Origin of the sequence: Halomonas sp. KAO (assembly GCF_015595025.1) — a bacterium.
GTDB lineage: Bacteria > Pseudomonadota > Gammaproteobacteria > Pseudomonadales > Halomonadaceae > Halomonas.
The window spans coordinates 86756-110033 of the sequence record NZ_JADNRL010000019.1 but is presented as its reverse complement, the minus strand read 5'-3'; the positions used below and the strand labels follow the sequence as shown (position 1 = coordinate 110033).

The window sequence follows — 23278 nt, the reverse complement described above, 5'->3', positions numbered from 1 at the left end:
CGATTGGCAAGAGGAGTAGCACTATGAACGGCATGAGCAATGACACCCTGAACGCCATGTTCGACGCCTTCAACCGTCACGACATTGATGCGGTCATGTCATACTTCGCGGATGACATCGTGTTCGATACCGTCTCGGGATCCGAGGCGCATGGCACCCGTATCGAGGGTCGTGATGCCGTCCGGGCCGCGTTCGAGAACACCTGGGGCACCCAGCCGGATGTTCAATGGCTAAATGGCACCCATTACTTTGCCGATAATCGTGTGGTGTCGGAATCGACCTTTGTCGCCACACAGCCCGACGGTAAGCTTATTGAAGCCGATAGCGTAGACCTGTTCACGGTTCGCGATGGCAAGGTCGTGCGCAAGCAGGCGTTTCGCAAGCAGCGCCCGCCCTTCGATCCCGCCTGATGCGATGCGCCCCGGACGCGTCGCTCGACCGGGGCGCCTGTCATGGCACAACAGGCGGCCGATGGGGTGATGCCATCAGGCGGTGTTTCGGTATCCCGCGTTCTGTTATTCTTTTTCGGTGTGATTCTTTGCCATCCGAGTACCCGAGATGCCTGACGAAAGCGTGAATAAGGCGGCCAATGCTGATCCCGATGACCTGCGCCTCGGGCGTCAGATTCGTGACCTGCGAAAGGCCAAGCGCATCACGCTGGCCAGTCTGGCCAAGGAGGTCAACAAGTCTGTCGGCTACTTGAGTCAGGTCGAGCGGGGTGTGTCGTCATTGCCCATCGGCGTCTTGCAAGCCATCAGCAATGCTCTGGGCGTGCGGGTCAGCTGGTTCTTTCAGCCCGAGGGCGGAGCCGAGAACGGCGAGCATGACTATATCGTGCGTGCTGACCACCGGCGTGCCATGGCATTTTCCGGCATCGGTGCGCGGGAAGAGCTGTTGTCTCCGCGCCTGAGCGGCCAGCTGTTGCTGATCATGACGAGGCTCGAGCCAGGCGGCGGTGGTGGGGAAGTCCCGCGGCAGCGCAACGGGGAAGAGGCGGGGTACGTCGAGGCTGGCACCCTGGAATTGACCATCGGTGAGCAGACGTTCGTGCTTGAGACTGGCGACAGTTTTTCGCTGACCGGTGACGCCCCTCACTGGATTTATAATCCGGGTGACACCGAAACTCGGGTGATTTGGATAATGACAGGTGTCGAATACTGACGCTTTAGGCTGCACGATGATACTCCTCAGGCTTATATATTATTATGTGGAGAAAAGAATATCTAACGCCAGCACTATTACGCTCGATAAGTCCGAACCCGTCTCACGATAATCCGCATCCAGGCTTTGTCTGAAAAGTCGGCGAGCGAAGGTTAGACAAGGAAAAGTCGGCGAAAAGACGGACCGGGCTCGCGCACGAGTTTACGGAGGGTAAGTGAGCGCTTTGATTCGATTGTTAACGCCGTATAGCCGAGCGCAGAAAGATTTCGGGCAGAGCCTAAGGACAAACCAAAGATCGGCGTTACACTGCCCAATACGTTACCTATTTCGAGCATGGCTCTGGAATGGCTGAAGTGTCATCTTGTTGCATGGCCGCGTGATTATGCTAACTGACAGACGATAAACAACAGGCCCGGAGTAGTAGCGCACGGATCACAGTAGGGCCAGAAAAGCACTCCATCTCGTTTCATCAGAATGAACGCTGCCAAAAAGGCCACATGAGGTGGTCGTCGATGGTCACACGGACATACCCCACCCCGCACCAGGCGTACTCTGCTGATGGTCGCCCGTTACATGATCTCCTGGTCGCTTCAAGCGGTCCAGCATCTTGATGCCCAGATGCAGGAGGAGCCTGAGGCATCATGCTCATATTATCAGGTCTCCCCGGTGGCAAGGCAGCCAGCCGGTTCAGGCCGTTCGATCAGAGCCCTCGTGAGTGAGGCAGGGTAATTAGTTTCGATTTTCTGGTGTAAGGAAAGTGGTAGCCATAGGGACAAAGTGGCAAGACCCGAGCGAAGGTCTTGGTAGTGCCAGAAAACATGAGGTGTTGTTATGAATATTCGATCTGCAGTTATTGCCATGATAGCTCTTATGCTTAGTGCCGGACCCCTAATGGCGATGGATTCCGAGTATCTTGAGAAGCGCCGCAAGTCTTTGTATGAGGATAGTGCCGGGCCGGTCTCTCAGGACGAAGGTTTTGGGGGAAGGAGCGTTGAAAGAGATATCAGCCAGAGTGGAAGAGAACAGCCCAGAGGAGCAAGTAACGAGAAGGGAGTTACACAGGACCACTTGCGCTACTGGTGGCTATAGTCAACCAGCCCCCTGAAAAGCCCCGAACCTGAAGGATCAGGCTCGGGGCTTTTCAGGGGGGCTGTTCTTGGCCATCCTGATAGGGAACTCAACAAAAGAGAGAGCCGGTATCATGAGAAAGTGTCTGATCGGGGCGGCAATGACCATGCTCGTGGCCATGCCGGTGATAGTGCAGGCGCAAGAGCATGGGGTGATGCACCTGCAGTCGAGTGATGGTATCGAGAGTGTCGAGCAGCGGCTTCGTGGCGCCCTCGAGGAGAAGGGGCTGACGCTGATGACGGTTGTCGACCACGCCGCCAACGCGGAAGGAGTTGGGCTCACGCTGCCCGCAACCCGTACCTTTATCTTCGGCAACCCGAAGGTGGGAACGCCGATGATGCAGTGTCGGGGAAGCATGGCGCTGGATCTGCCCCAGAAGATCGTGGTCCGTGAAGTCGACGAGGGCGTCAGGCTGGAGTGGAACTCGCCTCTCTATCTGGCCGAGCGTCACTCCCTGGAGGAGTGTGATCTGCCGCTGGACAAGGTCGCCGGTGTACTGGAAAGCGTGGCAAGCGCTGCCGCCGACCGGTGACATCAATGGAGTGGGGCTCCGACGGACGCGTCAGCGCCCGTCGTCTTCGTGATCCACCCGATGGTCAGAGCCGTATCGCCTGCAGGCCTCTCGAAGCAGCGTAAACTGCCTGTCACACTGCCTGCAGGCACCGCACATTGACAGGTGAAACCGTAGTGAAACCCTTTCCTGAAGGGTCAGGTTGCGTTCATGCTTGAGTGACATCAGCCGTGTGGCCTCTTTGCACATCATCATGATGTTTCTCCTTCCAACCAGCCTTTCTCGATGCATTGGCGTAGACGAAGGCGCGCACGGTGCAGAATCACCCAGCAATTGTTTTCCCGAATCTCGAGCAGCCGGCAGATCTCCTCGGTAGAGAGTCCCATCAGTTCGCGCAGCGAGAAGACCCGGGCAGTATTCTCCGGCAGTGCGATCATGCAGGCGTCGAACACCTTCCAGAAGTGCTGGCTTTCGACGACGGCGTCAGGATCTCCCCAGCTTGCCGGGCGAGAACGGGCTTCCCAGCGTCCGTTTTTTCGAAACTGTCGATCGATGACCTCATCACTCTCCTCGTCATCGAGAGGCTGGAGCCGCCCCTGGCGCTTCTGGTAGCGCATGATATCGAGAATCTTGTACTTCAATATTCCAAACACCCAGGTGTCATAGCCGGAACGACCCGCGAAGGTGGCATCCTTCTCGATAGCCGCCATCAGGGCTTCCTGAACGGCATCCTCTGCCATTGCACTGTCGCGTAGATGCATCCTGGCGAAAGCGACCAGTTTGGGTCTGATCGATGAAAGATGCTCCAGGCGTGTCGATCGCTGATTGGCAAGCCTGTCACCCTCGCTCGCGGCCGGGTCTTCCATAAGGGTTGTCTCCAATATCTTGGGGGGACAGGCGCAGGAACTTCTGATGCACCCCTTTCGTCGCCTGACTCTCATCGGTGGCACTGTGCTTGCTGCTTGAGTTCAGGGTTGCAAGCCTCCTTCACGGTGAGTGTAAGCCGATGCTGTCTCCAGCGACAAAAAACAAGCGCACTGGACGATACTGATCCATAGGGACACGTGTGGAGGGGTGGGGATGAAAGCCCTGGAGAGCTGTGGCTATCGCATTAGTTGCTGGCTGTCGAGGCCCAGGCCATGGCACCGGCCCGAGTCGGTGACGGTTGGCGAGGTGTGGTGCTGTCTGCTTCCCGGTGACGTCCTGCTGGTCGAAGGATCATCACGCTTGAGCACTGTCATCAAGTACCTGACCCAGTCGTCCTGGTCACATGCGGCGTTGTTTGTCGGATCCGAGGCGGCGATAGGGGCCGGGGGCGCGCCCGGCTCCGCATTCGTCGAGGCGGACCTGGCCGAGGGGGTCCGTCTGGTCGGTTACGATGAGTTCAGTGGGTACCCCTTGCGGATCTGTCGCCCCGTTGGCCTCGCCGATAACGACATCCAGCAATTGATAGAGCATGCTACCCATCGCGTCGGCCAACGCTATGATCTGCGCAATATCTTCGACCTGGCACGCTACCTGATGCCGCTCCCTCCGGTTCCGGTTCCCTGGCGGCGTGGAATGCTGGCACTGGGTAGTGGCGACCCGACCCGTGCAATCTGCTCGACGCTGCTTGCCGAAGCGTTCCAGTTTATCAACTACCCCATTCTTCCCATCGAGGAGTGGCTGAGAGATGAGCAGCGCTGCGCCGAATGTCGCCGCCGGATCTTTCGCCGCCGACACTTCAGCCTGTTTACGCCTCGCGACTTCGACCTGTCGCCCTATTTTCAGATCATCAAGCCGGGTCTTGGGTCAGGGTTCGACCCTCATCGGCTGCGCTGGGCGTCATCCGAAGGAGAAGGGGAGGTGGTGTAACGGCTGCGGGAAGCGTGTCGCCAGCGCCTCAGGTCCTCGGGGCGGTCGACGTCCCACACGGTGGCCGGGCAGGCCAGGCGCCAGCCCAGGGCATCCAGGCGTTGGCGGGTCTGGGCCATGACGCGCCCGCTGCCCCAGTCGATATCGGTGAAGAGGCTGGGGTGGGCCTCGTGGAGGCCGAGCAGTGCATAGCCGCCATCCTCTGCCGGCAGGCAGGCGGCGTCGTGATCGGCCAAGGCCTCGGCACAGGCGCTCAGCAGCTCGGGCGTCAGTGTCGGGCAGTCACTGCCGATAACCATCGCCGGACCCGGCGTCAGCGCGAATCGCATGCGCTCGCCCAGGTCACCCTCGGGCTGCGCATGCCGGGCGACGCCATGTTTCGTCGCCAGCTCGAGAAACAGCGGGTGCTCATGCTCGAGGGCCGTACACAGCGTGATCCGCTTCGCCGGCAGGGCCGCACAGGCCACGGCCAGGGTGTGGCGAAGCAGGCTCGCATGAACACGGGCGGCCTCTTCGGCACCGCAGCCCGGAATGAGGCGTGTCTTGACGCTTCCGGGAATCGGGGCCTTGGCCAGGATGGCGAGCCTGACCCTGCCGGCGACCCCTTCAGCGCACATGTCGATACTCCCTGGCCAGTGTCTCGGGTGGTGCTCCCCGCCAGTATCGCAAGCGCAGTCGCCACATCAGCCAGATGGTACGCCAGGGGCCCTGGCTGTCCCAGCGGCGACCGGAGCTGGTCACCCGCGAGCGCAGGCAGGCCGGGGGAGAGAGTCGCCCGAGGCGACGACTGATGGCGATATCCTCCATCAGTGGCTGGTCGGGGAAGCCCCCTACGGCATCGAAGGCGGCGCGCGTCATGAACAGCGCCTGGTCGCCGGTCGCGATGCCGGTCAGTCGCGAGCGCAGGTTCATGGCGCGAGCCACCACCGGCAGCAGTCGGCTATCACCCTCCAGGCGGATATCGAATCTTCCCCAGCAGCGTTCCCGGGAGAGTGCCTGGTCGATATGGCTATCGGCATTGTCGGGCAGGTGAGTGTCCGCATGCAGAAAGAGCAGCGCCTCGCCACGGGCCACCTCTGCCCCGCGGTTCATCTGTCGTGCCCGCCCGCAGGGTGCTTTAATCAGCCTTTCGCAGTGAGGTCGGGCCAGTTCAGGGGTACCATCCCGGCTGCCGCCATCGACCACGATCACCTCCGTGCCATCTTGGCGCAGGGGAGCAAGCCTGCTCAGGGTGGTCGTGATCGTTGCGGCTTCATTCAACACGGGAATGATCAGGCTCAGCGGTGGGTTGGGCATCGTCTCCATGGCCATCATGGGATTGAAGCGTAAGGATACCGTACCACCGACGACTCAGATTCACGCTTTCATTTCTCGCCTTTTCTTTATTTTCTTGTCCTTTCAGGCCCGAGGAGGCCCGATGCGCTCACATCGACTGCTGTTACTCCTGCTGATTGCCGCCCTGGTGGTGGCCTTCTTTCTGTCCGGTGCCAATGATTACCTGACCCTGGAGGTGCTGCAGGCCGAGCAGGCGCGCTTTCATGCCTGGCTGTCGCGAGAGCCGGTGACGGTGATCGGTGGCTTCTTCCTTTTCTATGTCGCGATGGCGGCGCTCTCCCTGCCGGGGGCGGCCCTGATGACGGTGCTCAGCGGCACCCTGTTCGGTCTGGGCGGGGGGCTGCTGCTGGTCTCCTTTGCCAGCACCATCGGGGCGACCCTGGCGGCCCTGATCGCGCGCACCCTGTTGCGCGGGCCACTGGAGCGGCGCTATGCCCGCCAGCTGGAGCGCATCAATGCCGGTATTCGACGCGAGGGTGCCCTCTATCTCTTTACCCTGCGCCTGATTCCGCTGTTCCCGTTCTTCGTGATCAATCTGGTGGTGGGCCTGACGCGCATGCGGCTGTCCACCTTCTACTGGGTCAGTCAACTGGGCATGCTGCCGGGCACCGTGGTGTTCGTGAATGCCGGCAGTGAGCTGGCCGACCTGGAGTCACTGGGCGATATCCTGTCACCCTCGCTGCTGCTCTCCTTCGTGTTGATTGGCCTCTTTCCCTGGCTCGCCAGGGGCGTGGTGGCGGTGGTTCGGCGCCGGGCCCTGGCCCGTCGCTACCGGCGCCCCGGGAGGTTCGACCGCGATATCGTGGTGATCGGCGCGGGTGCGGCGGGGCTGGTGGCCAGTTACATCGGCGCCGCCGTGCGCGCTCGAGTGACCCTGGTGGAGCGGGAGCGCATGGGAGGCGACTGCCTCAATACCGGCTGCGTGCCCTCCAAGGCACTGATTCGCGCGGCACGCTCGGTCCGGGAGATTAGACGGGCGGGTCGCTATGGCGTCCGGGTAGCGGAACCCAGGGTAGATTTCGCGGCGGTGATGGCCCATGTAGAGGATGCCATCGAGCGCATCGAGCCCCACGACAGTCCCGAGCGTTATCGTGGCCTGGGCGTGGACGTCCTCGAGGGCGATGCGCGACTGACGAGCCCCTGGGAGGTCAGGGTGGCGACGCCCGAAGGGGAGCGTACCCTGACCACACGGCAGGTGATCATCGCCAGTGGTGCGCGACCGCGGGTGCCTGAGCTGCCCGGTATCGAGGCGGTGAAGGTGCTCACGTCCGACAACCTTTGGCAGCTCGATACGCTGCCCGAGCGCCTGGTGGTGCTTGGGGGTGGCCCGATCGGCTGTGAGCTGGGGCAGAGTCTCGCCATGCTGGGCAGCCGGGTGACCCTGGTGGAGTCTGCCGAACAGCTCCTTCCCCGCGAGGATACCGAGGTGGCCAGGGAGCTCGAGGTCGCCATGGAAGAGGAGGGAGTGCAGCTGCTGCTGGGCCATCGGGCGCTGCGGATCGTCGCCGACGGCGAGGGTCACGCCCTCGAGGTGGCCGACGCCGATGACAGCCATACGCGCCTGCCCCTGACCCATCTGCTGGTGGCCGTGGGCCGCGAAGCCAATGTGACCGGCATGGGGCTCGAGGCGCTGGGAGTCGAGACCCGGCAGAACGGTACCCTGGAGGTGGACGAGACGCTGCGCAGCGTGCTGCCCAATGTCTGGGCCTGTGGCGATGTGGTGGGGCCCTACCAGCTGACGCATGCCGGTGCCCATCAGGCCTGGCACGCCACCGTCAATGCCCTGTTCGGGGAGGTCAAGCGCTTCCGGGTCAGTTACCAGGCGCTGCCGGCTGTCACCTTTACCACGCCGGAGATCGCGCGCGTCGGGCTCAATGAACGCGAGGCTCGAGAGAAGAGTGTCGATGTCGAGGTAACCCGCTATTCGCTGGGTGAGCTGGATCGCGCCCTGGCCGAAGATGAGGCCCGGGGCTTCGTCAAGGTGCTGACTCGCCCGGGGAGTGACCGCATCCTGGGGGCTAGCATTGTCGGTGCCGAGGCTGGTGAGATGCTGGCGACCTTCACCCTGGCGATGACCCGCGGGATCGGCCTCAATCGCCTGCTCTCCACCATCCACCCCTACCCCACCCGCAGTGAGGCGGTGAAGGCCGCCGCCGGGGTGTGGAAGAATGCCCATAAACCGGAGCGCCTGCTGGGGTGGCTGGCGCGCTACTTTGCCTGGCGGCGCGGTGAGCGCGAGCCGTCCAGGGATGGCTGCAACAAGGAGTCGCCTTATGCCTGAGGGGCTGCTGCAACATGAGCCCTGGTTGCGGTTGGTGGCCTTCGCCGGTGTGCTGCTGGCGATGGCCGGCTGGGAGCTTGTGGCCTCGCGTCGCCCGCAGCGGGTGCCCAGGCGGCGTCGCTGGCCCGCCAACCTGATGATCGTGGTGGTCGACACCCTGGCGCTGCGCCTGGTATTTCCGCTGGCGGCGGTGGGTGTGGCGCTGGCCATCGCACCCCATGGCTGGGGGATGATGCCCTGGCTGGGGGTGCCCTGGTGGCTGTCGGTGCCGCTCTGTGTGCTGGCCCTGGATGTCGTCATCTATTTCCAGCACCGTCTCTTCCACGCCGTACCCTGGCTGTGGCGGCTGCACCGAATGCACCACGCCGATCTGGAGATCGATGTCACCACGGGGCTACGCTTTCATCCGCTGGAGATCCTGCTCTCGATGCTGCTCAAGGTCGTGGTGGTGCTGGCGCTGGGGGCGCCGGCGGTGGCGGTGCTGCTCTTCGAGGTGATCCTCAACGCCAGCTCGCTGTTCAACCACGCCAATGTGCGTCTCTCGTCACGGCTCGACCGCTGGCTACGCTGGCTGGTGGTGACGCCCGACATGCACCGGGTTCACCACTCCTGGCGTCAGCATGAGACCGACAGCAACTTCGGCTTCAACCTCTCCTGGTGGGATCGCCTGTTCGGCACCTATCGTGCCCAGCCCGAGGAGGGGCACCTGGGCATGACGATCGGTCTCAAGATCTTCCGGGACCCCCGCGAACTGCGCCTGGGTCAGATGCTTACCCAACCCTTCCGCCGACCGGTGCCACAGCCGGAGGGCAAGCCGATCAGCCGAGAGTGATCACCGGCCCGCCGGCGTCCTCGGCATCCTCGTGGTCGTGGGTCACCAGCAGGCTGGGCAGGCCGGCATGCCGCAGCCGGTCGAAGACCAGCTGGCGCACCTCGTGACGCAGCTGGCGGTCGAGCCGGGAGAAGGGTTCATCGAGCAGCACCGCGGCCGGCTCGGAGAGCAGCAGGCGTAGCAGCGCGATGCGTGTCTGTTGACCGCCGGAGAGGGTCGCCGGGTCGCGGGGGCCGAAGCCGGCGAGGCCCACCTCAGCCAGTGCCTGCTCGATGCGAGCGGCCCTATCCTTGACTCGTCGAGGCATGCCGAAACGCAGGTTGCCGGCCACCGAGAGGTGAGGAAAGAGCAGCGGGTCCTGGAACAGCAGGCCGATGCCGCGGGCCTCGGCGGGCAGGGACGTGATATCGCGCCCGCGCAGCCATACCCGCCCCCGGGCCTCGAAGGCGGGATCGAGGAAGCCGGCGATCATGGCCAGCAGGGTCGACTTGCCGGCGCCCGAGGGGCCCATCACGGTCAACACCTCCCCGGGGCCGATGACGGCATCGAGCTCTACCAGTGTACGACCTCCCAGGGCGAGCCGAATCTCTTCCAGAACCAGGGGGTGTGATGTCTTCATGGCGCTCCTCGCATGCCACGACGGTTTGACCACAGCAGCCGGGGCAGGCCCATGGCGATGATGAAACCCAGCAGCGGCAGGCTGGCCTGAACCAGCGCCCAGACGCCGATCACGCGGCGGTTGCCGCCGCTGGCCAGGGATACCGCCTCGGTGGTGACGGTGGCAATGCGCCCGGCCCCCAGCAGCAGGGTGGGTAGATACTGACCGATGCTGATCGCCATGCCCACTGCGGTGGCGGTCAACAGCGGTGCCAGCAGCATGGGCAGGCGTACCCGCCAGAAGGCCCCGTTGCGGGAGTGGCCCAGGGTCAGGGCGAGCCGCGTCCAGCGCGGGTCGAAGCGGCGGTAGCTCTCGGCCATCGACAGGAAGACATAGGGCAGCACGAACAGCAGGTGCGCAAAGATCACCAGGGGCAATCGGGCGCGGATGCCCAGGGCTTCCAGCAGCACCACCAGGCCAAACAGGAAGGCGATCTGAGGCACGATCAGCGGCAGATAGAGCAGATTCATGGCGGTGATCCGCCGGCCTGGTGCAGGGAGCGGCCCGTTCACGCCAGGGCGCCGACCGCCACGCTGCTCGTTCTCCAGTACCGCCAGGGTCAGCAGCATGGCGAGCAGGGTGGCGCTTGCCGCGATGGTCAGGGTGGTGGTCACGGGGCCACCCAGCAAGGGAAGCGCGGTCTGCCAGTGGCCCAGGGTCAATGTGGTCGGCAGGGCATCGGGAAAGCGCCAGAAGCCGGCGACGGAGTAGAGGGCCAGGCCACCGAGCCCCAGCCCGGCGGTGAGCGTGGTGATGACCAGAGAGCCGCGACCGGTGAGGTGCAGCCAGCGCTCGCCGCCGCGCCGTTGGCCGTTCACCACCCAGCCTCGGCCCAGGCGCCTTGCCAGGCACTCCAGCCCCCACCAGATGAGCAGGGCCGTGAGCGTGACTCCCAGTTGAAGCACGGCGCCGGCCGAGGCCAGGAAGCGTTTCTCCAGGTCGGGGTCGTGGAACCACTCGAGAATCGAGACGGCCAGTGTCGGTGGCAGCGTCGGCCCCAGGATCATCGCGACATCCACTACCGAGCTGGCGAAGGCGATCACCGCGTAGACCGGCAGGCGAATCAGCGGGTAGAGCGCCGGGGCCACCGTCTTGAGCCAGGCGATGGTGGGTCGATAGCCCAGCGAGCGGGCCAGGGCCACTCGTCTTGGGGCGTCGAGCTGGGGGAGAGCCGCCAGGCTCATCAGCATCAGGAAGGGAAGCTCCTTGATGATCAGGCCGGCCATCAGGCTGAGGCCCCAGGAATCCTGGACAATCAGCAGGTCCGGCGGCCGCTCCCAGCCGGTCGCCCCCGGCGAGAACAGCCGCGCCATCAGCCCCGAGGGGGCGATCAAGAAGGCCAGGCCGAAGGCCGCCGCGGCGTGGGGCAGCGCCAGCAGCGGCGACACCGCACGGCGCAGCCAGCGGTCGAGTCGGGTGTCGGCGGCCGCGGCCAGGAACAGCAGCACCACGGCCAGTGATACGGCGGTGGCGATCAGGCCGCTGGCCAGGCTGATACTCACCGAGCGTGCCAGCCCCGGCTGGTCCAGCAGCTCGCGCCAGGGGGCCAGGCTGAACGTCTCGCCGCCCAGAGCGGGCAGATAGCCGAAGGCCGGTAACAGCACCATCGCCACGCCGGCCAGTATGGGGCCGACCAGCAGAGTGAACACCACCGTCGGCATCAGGCGCAGCCACATGGCGTCCGCTGCCTCCCGTCATCCTGCATGCGTTGCCTCACTGGGCGATGTAACGTGCTTGCCACGCTTCCTGCAGGGCCGTCATCCAGCTGGGATGGGGCTCGGGCAGGGTCTTCGCCAGGGCCTCGGGGGCGAGCATGGCGGGACTGTCCGCCTCGATGGCAAACAGCCGGCGAGTGGCGTCGTCCAGATGGGCCACGTCGAGCACCGTACGGTCGCCCCAGACGGCGAGGTCCTGCTTGTGGGCCTGGGCCTCGGGGGAGAGCAGGAAGTCGGCAAGCACCAGGGCACCCGCCTTGTGCGGCGAGTTGAAGGGAATCGCCACGAAGTGGACGTTCCCCAGGGTGCCGTCGTCGAACACGTAGCTGCGGGTGCTGGCGGGCAGCTCGAAGTCGGCCACCGCGGCGGCCGGCTCGGAGGGGTAGAAGGTGAAGGCCAGGGAGAGTTCGCCGGCCCCCATCAGGCTGCGCAGTTCCGGCCCCGAGTTGGGGAACTGTCGCCCGCCACGCCATAGGTGCGGGTGCAGGGCATCCAGGTAGTCCCACAGCGGGGCGGTAATCGTGGCGAAATCACTGGCTTCTACCGGCGCATAGAGTGCTTGGCGATCGTCGGCCAGGGCGATCAGCGCCTGCTTGAGGAAGGTGCTGCCGGTGAAGTCGGGAATGCGCGGGTAGCTGAAGCGTCCGGGATTGGCACGGGCCCAGTCGAGCAGCGCCTCGATGCTGCCGGGGGGGGTCTCCACCTCCTGGCTGTCCCCGCGGAGCTCGTCGCTATCCCCGCGAAGCTCATGGCTGTCATAGTAGAAGGTGATCTGCGCCTTGCCCCAGGGGGACTCGAAGCCCTCGGTGGGTAGGGTGAAGTCGGTGATCACCTCGGGGTTGTCGGCGGGGCGCGTCAGGGAGAAGTTGGGCAGCGCCTCGGCGAAGGGGCCATACAGCAGCTCGTGTTCGCGCATGGCGGCGAAGTTCTCGCCGTTGAGCCAGACCAGATCGATGCTGCCATCGTCCAGGTTGTTCGCCGCCTTCTCCGCGACGACCCGTGAAACCGCGGTGCTGGTGTCATCCAGCTTGACGTGCACGACCTCGACGCCGTGGGCCTCGGCCATCCGCTTGGCGACCCAGGCGATATAGCCATTGGTGCGCGTGTCGCCGCCCCAGGCGTTCCAGTAGACCGTCTGGCCGCGAGCCTGCTCGCGCACGGCCTGCCAGTCATCGAGATCGGGGCTGGCCGCCAGCGGTGAGGCCGACGCCAGGCCGAGAGAGACACAGACCAGTGCGGTGGCCAGGCGGGCGGGGCGATATCGGAGCATGGTCAGGCATCCTGTTCCAGAGCGTTCGAAAGGGCAGTGGCCAGCGCGTCGAACTCGCGCCGGACATGGTCGATGACGGCGGGGGAGAGGTAGTGGTCGACCCTGTCGCGCACATGGGCGATCAGCGCGTCATCGCTGAGCTCGGCAGACCAGTCTTCACCGCGGGCCCCGGCGTCTCGGGTGCGATCATGACTGGCACGCCACTTGGCGCACCAGGTCAGCGACCATAGCCACATGGCGCGGCGGCAGGCGAGCAGGGTGTCGAGCTCGCCGATGCCGGTGCGGCTCATCCAGCGCTGGTGGAAGTCGGCCAGTTCGCCGATGCCGAGCACGGCATGGCTGTTGGGGTCCCAGGTGGTGGAGGTATAGAGGCTGGCGTGGGCCAGGTCGAAGCCGGGGAGCCCGTAGCGGCACTTTTCCAGGTCGACCAGCACGGCGCTACCCTCGGCATCGATCAGGAAGTTGCCCGGGTGCGCATCGAAGCTGATCAGCCGGGGTCTCGACGCCTCGCCGCGCTCGAGTTCACTCGGCAGGGAGCCCAGCTCCTCTCGCACCATCGTCACCACCTCGGCAGACAGTCCAGCCTGGTCGAGGAACTCGGCCTGGGTCGTCACCTCTTCGCGCATGGCGGCCCAGGGATCGGCCGGTGCCAGCAGCGGGGCACGTGCTTCGGCGGGCGGCAGCGGTAGCCCATGCAGGGCGGCGAGTGCCTTGGCGATCGCCGGCAGGTCGTCGGGCAGTCGAGCCGGCCGCCCGTGTACGGCATCCACCAGCAGGCCGCCTCGAGGCAGCGTTGTCGATGGGGTGAGCACGCCCTGCAGGGATGGTGTGTGACCGGAGGCGCCGGCGCGTTCGAAACAGGTGGCCTGGTAGTCCAGATTGGCGCCTGCCGCAAGGCCCAGCTGGCTCTGCTTGGGGAGTCGTGCCACCCAGTCGTCCCCGTCACGGACGAGCCAGAAGTGGTGATGGGCCAGCCCGGTATCGGCCATCGGTCGCAGCTCACGTATCGCCTCCCGATAGCCCTGCCTGACCAGCGCCTCGGCCAGGCGTTCTCTCTGTGCGCCCCGTGTCTCGGTGGGTCTCGCTTCGCTCGTGGTCCCTGTCATGGGCCTCCTCGCTGGAATGATATCGATCTGTCAGGAGTGTCGTGGCGAAGCAGAGATCCTTACAGCCTTTAGCCGTAAGGTTCGCCGGGTCGGCTCCTACCAAGACGTATCGCCTAAGGGTGGCGGTCCCCATGGCGTCGAACGTCATCGGGAGAGTATCAATATCCCTTGTCCCTGTGGGCAATGACCCTGTGGGCAACCATCGAGGAGAAGCACCATGTCACACGATAACGACAAGAGACACCGGCTGCTGGGTCGCCTGAGTCGGCAGCTGGCCTGCACGGCCCCCGTGCTGGTGCTGGCGGCGGGGGGCGTCTCACTGCAAGTCACCATGGAGGATGAGAGCGGCGACACTGGCCCGGGCACTCTCTCACTGTTCCTCTCCAGCGCCCATGCCGAGGCGCAGGGTGAGGCAGAGGGCGAGGCGCAGGGCGAGGCAGAGGGCGAAGCTGAAGGGGAGGCAGAAGGAGGGGCCGAAGGAGAGGCCGAAAGTGAAGCAGAGACAGAAGGCGAAGGCGAGGCAGAGGCAGAAGGTGAAGCCGAAGAGGTTAAGGCCGATAGCAGTGAGGCCGTTAAACGCCCCGACGGCTATACGCCGGCATACAGCGAGGATGGCGCCAACGATGCCGGCCTGCTGGCCCAGGGTGAGGCGCTCTACCACGACAGCTCGCTGAGCAGCAATGGTCTGGCCTGTGCCAGTTGTCATGGCAGCGACGGCGAGGATACCGGTTATCAGGCTACCTTCGAGCAGCCCTTCCCCCATCGGGTGGCCATGGCCGATAGCCGGTTCGGCATGCCCGAGGTTCACGCCGATGAGATGGTGCAGGTCTGCATGGTCGCCCCCATGGAGGCCGAGCCGCTGGCCTGGGGGAGCGACGCGTTGACCTCGCTGTCGGCCTATATGGTCGAGGTGCAGCGCCGCTTCGCCGGCGAGTCTCACGATCTGTGATCTCCTCCGCTGGCGGCTCGCTCCTGCCTGAGGGCAGCCCGCCGGGTCTTGGGCCCAACCCCTGAGCTGCGCCCGAGGCCCGGTACCGGCTAGCCGGTAACGGAGCGTGGTTTGTCCTCGTCGATAACGACGCGATTGCGACCGCCCTGCTTGGCGCGATAGCTGGCGGCATCGGCCCGGGCGAGCATGGCATCGATCTCCCTGTCGCCCGGTTGAAAGCAGGAAATGCCGATACTGGCGGTGACCTGCCAGCGATGCTCCTGGTGTTCGATCGCGAGAGAGGCGACGCGCTCCCGCAACACCTCGGCGAGGGTCTGAGCCTGGTCGAGGCTGCAGCCCGTCAGCAGTACGGCGAATTCGTCGCCGCCCTGGCGTGCCGCATGATCGCTGCTGCGTGCCACGCCCCGAATCGTTTCGGCGATCCGTTGCAGCATGCGGTCTCCCAGGGCGTGGCCGCCCTGGTCATTGATCGGCTTGAAGTGATCGAGATCGAAGAGCAGTACCGCCGTCTGATCACCGGTCTTCTGCCACTCCACCAGAGCCTCTTCCAGCCGGCGTGTCAGGCCGCGTCGATTGAGCAGTCCGGTCAGCGGGTCGTGTTCCGCCTCCCAGCGACGGAGCGCGTCATCGTGACGATGCTGGGTAATATCGCGAACGGTTCCGACGACGCCGATAAACTCCCCCTCCACATGTATCGCGCTTGTGTGAATATCCAGCCAGCGCTGCTTGCCCTCGTGATCCACGAAGCGGAACTGGCGCATGAAGCCCTGCTGCCTTGCAAGACTCTGTCGCCAGGCCTCCCGCACCGGGACGCGCTCCTCGGGATGGATGCGATGGGCCCAGGACTCGAGTGTCTGCGATACGGAAGTGCCGAGGGTCTTGTTGAGCGCCTCGTTGAGGAAGGTCAGCCGACCCCGGGGGTCGGTAACGAACATGCCCTGAGGCGATGCCGCCAGCGTGGCATTGAGCAGGGCCTTGCGACGAGTGAGATCATGCAGGTTGGCTCTCCGGGCCTGGGTGGTCTGGTTGATGACATCGATGACCCGACGCAGCTCCGGCATCCGGGTGGGAATCTCGAGCAGGTGGCGCTGTCCGTCGCGAAGCTCACGCGCCTGCCTGGCCAGCCGGGTCAGCGGGCGCAGGGCCAGCCAGATCAGAAGACCGAGCACCGGCAGTACCAGTCCCAGAGCCCACCAGGCCAGCTGCGTGATCCGTCGCATGCCGGCAACCAGCGGCGCCTCGGCCTGAGCATTGGGAAGATGCACGCCGACGATCCAGTCCGCCGGCCAGACCTGACGGTAAGCCACCAGCGCAGGCTCCCCGCTGGTGGTGGCCTCCTCGGCTTCCCCCTGCCAGCCGTAGAGGGCCCGGTCGAGGGCCGGGGGGAGGGTGTCGGGCAACTCGACGACAGCCTGGCGCTGCTCGGGGTGATAGAGGCGCTGGCCGGCTGCGGTAGTGATGGTGACATGCCCGCGTTCGCCGAGGCGCAGGTGCTCGAACCCCTTGAAGAGCCGGCTCTGGTCGATATTGACCACGCCGCCCAGAAAGCCGGTGTAGCGCCCCTCGGCGTCATGCAGCGGCACCAGCATCATTACCAGGGGGTCGCCGGTGAGTCGGCTCACGAAGGGGGCACTGACATGGGGCTGCTGGAAGGCGTGCATGAAGCGCGCATAGTCCCGGTCGGGAAAGCGGGCCCCCACGATGCCACTGCGGGTAGGCCAGGCGTCCACGATGCGGCTATCGAGATCGAAACGTACCAGGCCTTCGAACAGTGGGGTCAGGGCGTCTAGCTGCCGAGTGCCGAGGGCGTCACCGATCGGCTCGGAGAGATGCTGGGCGAGACGCTCCAGCACCTGCAGGCGTGCGTTGACCTGATACGTGATGGAGTTGCGTATCAGCTCGGCTTCATAGCGCAGGTGTTGATGGTTGGTCTTGTCCACCAGCAGGTGTCCCGCCTGCCAGCCATAGGTTAGCAGCGTGATACAGAGCACCGCCCACAGTAGCCCTGCACCGGCCAGCAGGCGGCCGCGCAGCGTCAGCAGGGGGAGTGTCAGGGGGCGGCTCAGAATGCCGAGGAGTCGACTCCCGAACCCTCGGCCGCCTCCTTCGGAGCTGGTGGTCATAAGCGAACATGTTGCCAGCGTGCGGGGACGAGCACCAGTCACCGCACTGATTTGGTTGTTGAAATCCAGGGCGAAGCTGTTGCAGGAGGCGTCTTTGACAAGGTTGGCGTTGCAGGACGAATGGAGGCGACGGCAGGGTGCCGACTTCAACCGTATGGGACATACAGGGAGGCGGCCTGCTATGCTGAATATTACAAGATGTTAATCATTCCAGTGTGGCGCCTCCCAGGGTCTAGGTGCCGCTCAGGAGAGTTCCATGAAGCCGTTGCGTACCGCGTCTCCCAGGCATGTGGCAATGCTGTTCAGTCTCGTCTGCCTGGCCCTGGGGCTGTTGCTGCTGCTTGGACAGGCCGCGGTGCAGGCACAGCAGAGTGAGCGCAACACGCTGGTGATGCGGGTGGAGGGGGCCATCGGGCCGGCCACCAGCGACTACTTTCAGCGCGGCCTGATGCGTGCCGCCGAGGCCGATGCCGAGCTGGTCGTGGTGGAGATGGATACCCCCGGCGGCCTCGACGCCGCCATGCGCGACATGATCCGCGCCATGCTCTCCTCCGAGGTGCCGGTGGCCTTCTATGTCACGCCGGCGGGGGCCCGGGCGGCCAGCGCCGGTACCTATCTGCTCTATGCCAGTCACGTCGCCGCCATGGCGCCGGCCACTCATCTCGGCTCGGCGACGCCGGTGCAATTAGGCGGGGGAGGCGGGCTACCGGGCCTGGGTGAGCCCGAACCCGAACCCGAATCCGAATCGAACGGCTCCGCCGACGCCGAGGGGCGCGACGACGACTCGACTGAGGCCACGCCGGACGAGGGCGAGTCGATGCCAGACGAGGCCGCACAGGAGGCGCCGGCCAAGCGCCGCGGCGAGACGGCGATGGAGCGCAAGGTGCTGGAGGATGCCGTCGCCTATATCCGCTCGCTGGCCGAACGCCATGGCCGCAATGCCGACTGGGCCGAGCAGGCGGTGCGCGAGGCGGTCAATCTTACCGCCCGGGAGGCGCTCGAGCAGAATGTCATCGAGGTGGTGGCCAGTGATCTGGACGACCTGCTCGCCCAGCTCGACGGTCGCACGGTGGTGATGGATGACGGGGAGCGCACCCTTGCCACCGCGGAGCTCACCGTCGAACGCTTCGATCCCGATTGGCGTACCGAGCTGCTGGCGGTGATCACCAATCCCAACGTCGCCTACTTCCTGATGATCATCGGCTTCTACGGGCTGATCTTCGAGCTTTCCAATCCGGGCAGCCTGGTGCCGGGCACCATCGGCATCATCTGCCTGCTGCTGGCGCTGTTTGCCTTCCAGGTGCTGCCGGTCAACTACGCCGGCCTGGCGCTGATCCTGGTGGGTCTGGGGCTGATCGTGGGCGAGGCGCTGATGCCCAGTTTCGGCATTCTCGGCATCGGCGGCATCGTCGCCTTCGTGATCGGATCGGTGATACTGATGGACGCGGATACCCTGAACATCTCGCTGCCGATGATCGGTGGCATCGCGCTGCTTGCGGCGGGCCTGATGCTGTGGGTCGTGACCCGTTTCATCGGCCTGCGGCGACGCCCACCGCGCACCGGCCATGAGGAGCTGGTCGGCAGCGAGGCGCTGGTCCTCGAGGACTTCACCGACCAGGGCCACGTACGCCTGATGGGCGAGCGCTGGCGGGCGCGCAGTCCCACGCCGCTCGCCCGCGGGCAGTCGGTACGCGTCACCGCGGTCGACGGCCTGACCCTGGAGGTCGAACCGCTGGCCTCATCGTCCTGAGGCTTGTCCGGCACGGTCGATGATCCGCATCGTCCGGCCCAACCAAGGAGCCGACACCATGCTGCTTTCCTACCTCGTCCCGGTCGTCCTGCTGATCATGCTGCTGGCGGCCTCGATTCGTATCCTGCCCGAGTACAAGCGCGGGGTGGTGTTCTTTCTCGGCCGCTTCCAGTCGGTCAAGGGGCCGGGGCTGATCATCATCATTCCCGCCATCCAGAAGATGCAGGTGGTCGATCTACGGGTGGTCACCATGGATGTGCCCGAGCAGGATGTGATCTCCCAGGACAACGTCACCGTCAAGGTCAACGCCGTGCTCTATTTCCGTGTGGTGGACCCCGAGAAGGCGATCATCCAGGTCGAGAACTTCACCCTCGCCACCAGCCAGCTGGCCCAGACCACCCTGCGCTCGGTGCTCGGCAAGCACGACCTCGACGAGATGCTCTCCGAGCGCGACAAGCTCAACGATGATATTCAGGAGATCATCGACACCTCCGCCGAAGGCTGGGGCATCAAGGTGGCCAATGTGGAGATCAAGCATGTCGATCTCGACGAGAGCATGATCCGTGCCATTGCCCGCCAGGCCGAGGCCGAGCGGGAGCGTCGCGCCAAGGTGATCCACGCCGAGGGTGAGCTGCAGGCCTCGCGCAAGCTGGTGCAGGCCGCCAATGTCATGGCCGAGAACTCGGCGGCGCTCCAGCTGCGCTACCTGCAGACCATGAGCGACATGAGCAACAAGAATGCCTCCACCATCGTCTTCCCGCTGCCCATGGATATCATGGAGGCCTTCAAGCATATGCGGGCGTCAGCGGCGGCTCGGGAGGGCACCTCCGGTCCGGCGCCCGACGACAGCGGTGATTCCGCCTGATCCACCCCGTGCCACGGCCAGCTGGTCGTGGCATGCTGTGGCGCCCGGCTTGTCCATGAGGTTGCCTTGACACTCTCCCATCTGAACCGCCGCCAGCAGGGGCTGTTGATGACCGGTGGCGGGGTACTGTTGATTTCCCCCGATGCGCTGCTGATCAAGCTGATCGGCCTGCCGGACGCCGAGATCCTGGTGTGGCGGGGGCTGCTTACCGCCCTCGGCTTTCTCGCCATTGTGCTCGCCCGCCACGGGCGGGGGGCGGCGGCGGCCTATCGTCGCTGTGGCTGGACCGGTATCGGCGTGGCACTGCTGTTCAGCCTCTCCACCTTCGGTTTCGTGCTGGGCAACCAGTATACCCGTGCCGGCAATGTGCTGATGATCCTCGCCGGAGCCCCCCTGATCGCCGCGCTGCTCTCCCGCGTCTTTCTTCACGAGCGCCTGCCGCGGCGCACCTGGCTGGCTATCCTGGCCTGCCTGGTGGGCATCGCGCTGATCGCCCTGGACGACGCGGGTGTCGGTTCCTGGCGCGGCAACGCCTTTGCGCTGCTTGCCGCCACGGCGATGGCGGCCAACTTCACCCTCTGTCGAACGCGCCAGGATGTCGACATGAGCCCCATGCTGACCCTGGCGGGAGGGATCGTGGCGGCCGTTGCCGGGCTCTATGGCCTGATGGGGCCGGGCATCGCCTTGCCACTCGGCACCACCCTGGCGTGGCTGCTGGTGCTCTGCCTGGGACTGCTGCCGCTGGGCTTCACCCTGCTTCAGCGTGGCCCGCTCTACCTGCCCGCCGCCGAGGTGGGGCTGCTGATGCTGCTGGAGGTCGTGGTCGGCACGCTCTGGGTATGGTGGCTGCTCGGGGAGCGCCCGTCGCCAGCGGCGTTTGCCGGTGGTGCCCTGGTACTCGGCAGCCTGCTGCTCAAGGGACTGGTCGATCGACGGGTCGAGCGGCGCCAGCGCGCTCGGGGTGCAGTGCAACATGAGCTCTGCTAGAATCCGCGCCCTGTCTCACGCAAGCACTGGACCTTACGCAAGCATTGGACCTTCGTCCGATGATGCTCCTGAGCGACTCGATGCGTCTGGCAGGGCTGGTCGCGTCGTCCTGCCACACTCCCTTCTCCCTGCGTGATACATGGGCGCCCCGGCGTCAATCCGGCACGTCCCCCGATGCCTCATGGCCTTCCAATCACTCCTGACTGGACCGCAGCATGTACGAAAAGATGAAACGGAGCTGGTTCTCCAACCTCAAGGGCGACACCCTGGCGGGAATCGTCGTGGCTCTGGCGCTGATCCCCGAGGCGATCGCCTTCTCCATCATCGCAGGCGTCGATCCCAAGGTGGGCCTCTACGCCTCCTTCTCCATGGCGGTGATCATCGCCTTCGCCGGCGGCCGGCCGGGCATGATCTCGGCGGCCACCGGCGCCATGGCGCTGCTGATGGTCACCCTGGTCAAGGAGCATGGCCTGCAGTACCTGTTGGCCGCCACCCTGCTCACCGGGGTCTTCCAGATCATTGCCGGCTACCTGCGCCTGGCCGATCTGATGCGTTTCGTGTCGCGCTCGGTGGTGACCGGCTTCGTCAATGCCCTGGCGATCCTGATCTTCATGGCCCAGCTGCCGGAGCTCACCGATGTGACCTGGCACGTTTATGCCATGACGGCGGCGGGGCTGGCGATCATCTACGGCTTCCCCTACCTGCCAAGGGTGGGCAAGCTGCTGCCCTCGCCGCTGGTGTGCATCCTGGTTCTCACCGCGGTCTATCTGCTCACCGGCATGGAGATTCGCACCGTCGGCGACATGGGCGAGCTGCCCGATACCCTGCCGGTCTTCCTGTGGCCCGAGGTGCCGCTGAATCTCGAGACGCTGATGATCATCCTGCCGTACTCGATCATGCTCACCGTGGTGGGACTGCTGGAGTCGATGATGACCGCCACCATCGTCGACGACCTGACCGATACGCCCAGCGACAAGAACCGTGAGTGCAAGGGGCAGGGCCTGGCCAATATCGGCACCGGTCTCATCGGGGGCATGGCGGGCTGCGCGATGATTGGCCAGTCGGTGATCAACATCAAGTCGGGAGGGCGGACGCGTCTCTCCGCCCTGATCGCCGGCGTCGTGCTGCTGCTGATGGTGGTATTCCTCGCCGACTGGGTGTCGCAGATTCCCATGGCCGCCCTGGTCGCGGTGATGATCATGGTCTCCATCGGTACCTTCAGCTGGAGCTCCATCCGGGATCTCAGGAAGCACCCCATGAGCACCAACGTGGTCATGCTGGCCACGGTGGCCGTGACCGTGGGGACCCACAACCTGGCGATCGGTGTCTTCGTCGGCGTGCTGCTCGCCGCCATGAACTTCGCCAACAAGGTGGGCAATATCCTCTACGTTGGCGCCGAGACGCCGGAAGAGGGGCACCGGGTCTACAAGGTGGTGGGTCAGGTGTTCTTCGCCTCCTCCGAGCGCTTCGGCAACGCCTTCGACTTCAAGGAGACCGTGGAGAAGGTCACCATCGATCTGTCACGCGCCCACTTCTGGGACATTACCGCCGTTCAGGCGCTGGACCGCATCGTGATCAAGTTCCGGCGCGAAGGCACCGAGGTGGAGCTGGTCGGCCTCAACGAGGCGAGTGCCACCATCGTCGACCGTTATGCGGTGCATGATGACCCCGAGGCCGTCGAGAAGCTGATGGGCGGTCATTGACCCGTCGGCCGGATGATGTAGAACGATGGTGTACTAACGTAATGGATACCCACGCCAGCTTCAGGACAAGACGATGACAGAACAGGTGATGGCCGCCATCGACGGCTCGAAGTTCTCCGAAGGAGTGTGTGACTACGGCGCCTGGGCGAGCCAGGCGCTGAATGCCCCGCTGACCTTCCTGCATGTGAACGACAACCACCCCCAGACCGCCGAGACGGACCTGTCCGGCAACCTCGGTCTGGGGGCCCGGGAGCATCTGCTCGAGGAGCTGGCCCAGCTGGAGGAGAAGCGCGCCAAGGTGGCTCAGGAGCAGGGGCGGCTGATGCTCAAGGCCGCCAGGGAGCGTGCCGTCGAGGGTGGCGTGAGCGATCCCGGCATTCGCCAGCGCAACGGTACCCTGGTGGAGACCCTGGAGGAGCTGCAGGAGGAGATTCGTCTGCTGGTGGTGGGCAAGCGCGGCGAGACCGCCCACCAGGACAGCGGGCACCTGGGCTCCAATCTGGAGCGGGTGGTGCGCAGCCTGCACCGGCCCATTCTGATGGTGCCGGATACCTTCCGTCGCCCCGAGAAGGTGCTGCTCGCCTTCGATGGCAGCAAGACCACCCGCAAGGGTGTCGAGATGTTGGCCCGGAGCCCGCTGTTCGACGGCGTGCCGGTCCATGTGATGATCGTCGGCGCCGAGACCGGTGATAACCGCTCACAGCTCGAGTGGGCCCTGAAGACCCTGGGCGATGCCGGGCACGAGGCCGAGGGCGCCATCCGCGCCGGCGAGGTGGAGGCGACCCTGCGCGCCTATCAGGAGGAGCAGGAGATCGACCTGCTGGTGATGGGGGCCTATGGTCACTCGCGTATCCGTCACCTGCTGGTGGGCAGCACCACCACCGCCATGCTGCGTAATGCCCGAGGGCCGGTGCTGCTGCTGCGCTGATCCTTTCGCAATCGTCCTGTCACCATGACGCCCCGGGGCCGGTTCGGCTCGGGGCGTCGTCGTTTCCGGCTGCTGGCTCTTGAGGCCCTGAAGCCTACTACCATGATGAGGGATTTCGGCGT

The 23278-nt window shown here is 65.0% G+C and carries 21 protein-coding genes; 12 read left to right on the top strand and 9 right to left on the bottom strand.

What is annotated here, in order from left to right:
- Positions 1-23: 23 nt before the first annotated feature.
- From IOC61_RS06815 to IOC61_RS06805, 3 genes are all read left to right on the top strand, one after another.
- Positions 24-410: a nuclear transport factor 2 family protein gene (locus IOC61_RS06815; RefSeq protein ID WP_195688113.1), complete on the top strand. Its 387-nt coding sequence runs from the start codon at positions 24-26 to the stop codon at positions 408-410.
- 148 nt (positions 411-558) lie between these two features.
- Entirely contained in the window at positions 559-1161 is a 603-nt protein-coding gene (locus IOC61_RS06810; RefSeq protein WP_195688112.1) for a helix-turn-helix domain-containing protein, read from the top strand.
- Positions 1162-2362: 1201 nt separating this feature from the next.
- Positions 2363-2821 (top strand): DUF302 domain-containing protein, encoded by a 459-nt coding sequence (locus IOC61_RS06805; RefSeq protein WP_195688111.1) that lies wholly within the window; start codon positions 2363-2365, stop codon positions 2819-2821.
- A gap of 30 nt (positions 2822-2851) precedes the next feature.
- On the opposite strand, the gene IOC61_RS06800 is transcribed toward IOC61_RS06805, so the two are convergent.
- Complete coding sequence (locus IOC61_RS06800; protein WP_267491297.1) at positions 2852-3049, bottom strand: zf-HC2 domain-containing protein; 198 nt, start codon at positions 3047-3049, stop codon at positions 2852-2854.
- A gap of 2 nt (positions 3050-3051) precedes the next feature.
- On the bottom strand, positions 3052-3666 hold the full coding sequence (locus IOC61_RS06795; RefSeq protein ID WP_195688109.1) for a sigma-70 family RNA polymerase sigma factor: 615 nt from the start codon (positions 3664-3666) through the stop codon (positions 3052-3054).
- Positions 3667-4027: 361 nt separating this feature from the next.
- On the opposite strand from IOC61_RS06795, the gene IOC61_RS06790 reads away from it, so the two are divergent.
- Positions 4028-4654 (top strand): lipo-like protein, encoded by a 627-nt coding sequence (locus tag IOC61_RS06790; RefSeq protein ID WP_229332978.1) that lies wholly within the window; start codon positions 4028-4030, stop codon positions 4652-4654.
- Here IOC61_RS06790 and IOC61_RS06785 read toward each other — a convergent pair.
- Both IOC61_RS06785 and IOC61_RS06780 read right to left on the bottom strand, forming a co-directional pair.
- On the bottom strand, positions 4606-5271 hold the full coding sequence (locus IOC61_RS06785) for a TIGR04282 family arsenosugar biosynthesis glycosyltransferase (protein WP_195688107.1): 666 nt from the start codon (positions 5269-5271) through the stop codon (positions 4606-4608). The genes IOC61_RS06790 and IOC61_RS06785 overlap by 49 nt on opposite strands.
- Positions 5261-5959, bottom strand: a complete 699-nt coding sequence (locus IOC61_RS06780; RefSeq protein ID WP_229332977.1) for a TIGR04283 family arsenosugar biosynthesis glycosyltransferase — start codon at positions 5957-5959, stop codon at positions 5261-5263. Before IOC61_RS06780 ends, IOC61_RS06785 begins: the two co-directional genes overlap by 11 nt.
- 112 nt (positions 5960-6071) lie before the next feature.
- Between IOC61_RS06780 and IOC61_RS06775 the strand changes: the two genes are divergently transcribed.
- Together IOC61_RS06775 and IOC61_RS06770 are read left to right on the top strand one after the other, a co-directional pair.
- Positions 6072-8270, top strand: coding sequence for an FAD-dependent oxidoreductase (locus IOC61_RS06775; protein ID WP_195688105.1), 2199 nt, complete (start codon positions 6072-6074; stop codon positions 8268-8270).
- Positions 8263-9102 (top strand): sterol desaturase family protein, encoded by an 840-nt coding sequence (locus tag IOC61_RS06770; RefSeq protein ID WP_195688104.1) that lies wholly within the window; start codon positions 8263-8265, stop codon positions 9100-9102. The genes IOC61_RS06775 and IOC61_RS06770 overlap by 8 nt, the downstream gene beginning before the upstream one ends.
- On the opposite strand, the gene IOC61_RS06765 is transcribed toward IOC61_RS06770, so the two are convergent.
- The 4 genes from IOC61_RS06765 to IOC61_RS06750 are packed head-to-tail and all read right to left on the bottom strand — an operon-like array spanning position 9089 to position 13851.
- On the bottom strand, positions 9089-9721 hold the full coding sequence (locus tag IOC61_RS06765) for an ATP-binding cassette domain-containing protein (protein WP_195688103.1): 633 nt from the start codon (positions 9719-9721) through the stop codon (positions 9089-9091). The two genes, IOC61_RS06770 and IOC61_RS06765, sit on opposite strands and share 14 nt — an antisense overlap.
- Positions 9718-11436, bottom strand: coding sequence for an ABC transporter permease (locus IOC61_RS06760; RefSeq protein WP_195688102.1), 1719 nt, complete (start codon positions 11434-11436; stop codon positions 9718-9720). The genes IOC61_RS06765 and IOC61_RS06760 overlap by 4 nt, the downstream gene beginning before the upstream one ends.
- Positions 11437-11473: 37 nt before the next feature.
- Positions 11474-12745 (bottom strand): ABC transporter substrate-binding protein, encoded by a 1272-nt coding sequence (locus IOC61_RS06755; protein WP_195688101.1) that lies wholly within the window; start codon positions 12743-12745, stop codon positions 11474-11476.
- 2 nt (positions 12746-12747) lie between these two features.
- Positions 12748-13851: a phosphotransferase family protein gene (locus IOC61_RS06750; RefSeq protein WP_195688100.1), complete on the bottom strand. Its 1104-nt coding sequence runs from the start codon at positions 13849-13851 to the stop codon at positions 12748-12750.
- 217 nt (positions 13852-14068) lie between these two features.
- Between IOC61_RS06750 and IOC61_RS06745 the strand changes: the two genes are divergently transcribed.
- Positions 14069-14800, top strand: a complete 732-nt coding sequence (locus tag IOC61_RS06745; RefSeq protein WP_195688099.1) for a hypothetical protein — start codon at positions 14069-14071, stop codon at positions 14798-14800.
- Positions 14801-14889: 89 nt separating this feature from the next.
- Here IOC61_RS06745 and IOC61_RS06740 read toward each other — a convergent pair whose 3' ends face one another.
- Entirely contained in the window at positions 14890-16923 is a 2034-nt protein-coding gene (locus IOC61_RS06740; RefSeq protein ID WP_195688098.1) for a diguanylate cyclase, read from the bottom strand.
- Between the two features lie 256 nt (positions 16924-17179).
- On the opposite strand from IOC61_RS06740, the gene IOC61_RS06735 reads away from it, so the two are divergent.
- From IOC61_RS06735 to IOC61_RS06715, 5 genes are all read left to right on the top strand, one after another.
- Complete coding sequence (locus tag IOC61_RS06735) at positions 17180-18673, top strand: NfeD family protein (protein ID WP_195688097.1); 1494 nt, start codon at positions 17180-17182, stop codon at positions 18671-18673.
- 58 nt (positions 18674-18731) lie between these two features.
- Positions 18732-19538, top strand: coding sequence for a slipin family protein (locus IOC61_RS06730; protein ID WP_195688096.1), 807 nt, complete (start codon positions 18732-18734; stop codon positions 19536-19538).
- 108 nt (positions 19539-19646) lie between these two features.
- Positions 19647-20525: a DMT family transporter gene (locus IOC61_RS06725; RefSeq protein ID WP_195688831.1), complete on the top strand. Its 879-nt coding sequence runs from the start codon at positions 19647-19649 to the stop codon at positions 20523-20525.
- Positions 20526-20740: 215 nt separating this feature from the next.
- Positions 20741-22228 (top strand): SulP family inorganic anion transporter, encoded by a 1488-nt coding sequence (locus tag IOC61_RS06720; RefSeq protein ID WP_195688095.1) that lies wholly within the window; start codon positions 20741-20743, stop codon positions 22226-22228.
- A gap of 73 nt (positions 22229-22301) precedes the next feature.
- On the top strand, positions 22302-23156 hold the full coding sequence (locus IOC61_RS06715; protein WP_195688094.1) for a universal stress protein: 855 nt from the start codon (positions 22302-22304) through the stop codon (positions 23154-23156).
- Positions 23157-23278: the final 122 nt, after the last annotated feature.